The following is a 2,189-nucleotide window of genomic DNA, read 5'->3' as shown; positions in this document are numbered from 1 at the left end:
TCTTTTGGTTCTCTCCTCAGATCGGGGCCGTTATCTTCCTGCCGGCCATCGGGGCTTATTTCGGCGCTCGCCAGACCGAGTCCGATGGACCCTCGCAGCCCAGGCGTTCACTCTGGCTGATTTTCTTTATTCTGGTTTCCATTGGAATCGCCATCCGGTTCTTGGTTCCCGAAGAAAACTTCGGTAGCTTTGAGGCGGCTAGCGAGAACGTGATTTTGCTCTGGGTATACCTCGGAGTGCTGTCTCTTGCATTTCCGCTGTTTGGGTATCTGGCATACCTCCAGAGAATCGGACGCTCTGCGTAGGCACTTTATTTTCACTAAACCCCTGGCCCCTTCGGGGGAGCCAGGGGGTTTTTCCTTTGATTTTGAAAAATGTGGGGTTAGCCGAAGGTTTCTTGAGACGTAGATTCTGGGTACCGTAATGTCTTCCTCAAGGTAATTTGTTGGCTCCGCCAAACACCTTTGGGAGATTTATGATTTGGAAGGCTATGGCCATTGATGGCCCCGGCGGGTCCGGTAAATCTACCTTGGCCAAGCAGCTAGCAGCAGACCTTGGCGCCGAGATTATCTCGATGGATTCTTTTTTGCTTCCGGCGACGAACTATCGGCTAAGTGCCATTGCCAAAAACTATGACTTTGATCGATTCGGTCGAGAGGTTATTGATCCAATAATGGCAGGGGAGCCGATTAAGTATCAGGTGGCTCAGGCAGAACCTGGAAAGATGTCAACTGTGAAGGTGCCGGCGGGAGTGCCGGTCATTATTGAGGGCATCTATTCTTTTGAGGTGCGCTTCCGTGAAGCCTACGATTTCAGCATTTTTGTTCATGCCAATAGGGAAACACTGCTTCATCGGGGGATGAATCACTCGGGTTCGGGCAGCTGGCTCGACAAGTGGTTGGTGGGCGAGGAGACATACCTCGAGGCCCAGTCGCCGATGGCCGCAGCGAACCTGATTCTGGATGGGTCTCTGCCGACTCCGACCACGGCCCAGGTCATGGAGGCGCTTCGCCTTAGGCTCAGCCAGCGGGCCTAATAGCGACCTACACCAAAAACCGTTCCCGTCAAGGGATTTTGGGAAGGTGTTTACAAAAGTGGCTTAATCGTTATAAGATAGGCACTTGACCCCAAAAAACCAGTGTGCATATTGTGGCGCGCTCTGTACGCATATTTCGGCGACAATCGGTTTCGGGACAGCCCTAAATCTGACCGGATCTTAACTATTGCCCTGGAGGGACTCCCTTGGCTGCGAAAAAAGCAAAAAACACCCGTCTAGCATCACGTCCATCATTTGCAAAGGTTCAAGAACAGATTGATCTTCCAGATCTTCTGTCGCTGCAGACCGAAAGCTTTGAGCAACTAATCGGTGGACCGGCATGGCGAGCAAAAGAAGGCAACAAGGCCAAGACCGGCCTCGACGAAGTCTTCGAAGAAATTTCTCCGATTGAAGACTCCGCTAACTCTTCACAGGATCCAAAGATGGGTCTTGTGTTCGGAGAGCCGATTTTGTACGACCCGACCTACACTCCTGACGAGTGCAAGACCAAGGGTAAGAGCTACACCCAGCCTCTTTATATCAAAGCTGAGTTCACCAACTACCTAACCGGTGAAATTAAGTCACAGACCGTCTTCATGGGAGATTTCCCGGTCATGACTGAAAAGGGAACTTTCGTCATCAACGGAACCGAGCGAGTAGTTGTGTCCCAGCTTGTTCGTTCCCCTGGTGTTTACTTCTCCGTTTCAACTAACACCACCGGAAACTTGGATGTTAGAAACAACAAAGCGCAGATCATTCCATCGCGCGGTTCTTACCTTGAGTTTTTGACCGAGTGGGTACGCGATGACCGTAAGCCAATCGCAAGATTCGGTCAGCCGATTGTTCAGGTTCAGGTAGATCGCAAAACTAAAGTTTCTGCAACTATCTTCTTGAAGGCGCTTGGTTTCACTAAGGAAGAAATCATTGCTGAATTTTCCGACATCGAAAAAGCAGTTGCCGCAGCAGCACCAACCTGGAAGTTCGATGTTGACCTAATCGCCAACACCTTGGCCTACGACGAGTCCAAGGTATTTGCTAACCCAGTGTTGTCTCGCGAAGATGCTCTTCGCGAGGTATACCGTAAGGTTCGTGGCGAGCAGGCCGGATCTGAAGTTGCAGCTGCATGGCTGAACTCGACTTACTTTGAGTCAAA

2 protein-coding genes and 1 pseudogene are annotated in these 2,189 nt (G+C 50.8%); all 3 read left to right on the top strand.

Annotated elements, in window-relative coordinates:
* Positions 1 to 305: hypothetical protein (locus WAO31_RS00795; RefSeq protein WP_509589069.1), on the top strand; the 305-nt coding region annotated here is incomplete at its 5' end.
* 185 nt (positions 306 to 490) lie between these two features.
* The gene (locus WAO31_RS00790; protein ID WP_509589067.1) at positions 491 to 1,036 is read left to right on the top strand and encodes a uridine kinase family protein; all 546 of its coding nucleotides are present in this window, start codon (positions 491 to 493) and stop codon (positions 1,034 to 1,036) included.
* Positions 1,037 to 1,242: 206 nt separating this feature from the next.
* Positions 1,243 to 2,189 (top strand): annotated as a pseudogene (locus tag WAO31_RS00785) (DNA-directed RNA polymerase subunit beta); the annotation flags it as partial.

The organism is Rhodoluna sp. (assembly GCF_049276775.1).
Taxonomy (GTDB): domain Bacteria; phylum Actinomycetota; class Actinomycetes; order Actinomycetales; family Microbacteriaceae; genus Rhodoluna.
Note: the sequence above shows the minus strand (reverse complement) of the source record. Positions and strands in the feature narration are given on the sequence as shown.

Excerpts from the sequence above, each read along its gene's own strand:
- WAO31_RS00790 (WP_509589067.1), top strand. The coding sequence starts at position 491 with ATGGCCATTGATGGCCCCGGCGGGTCCGGTAAATCTACCTTGGCCAAG.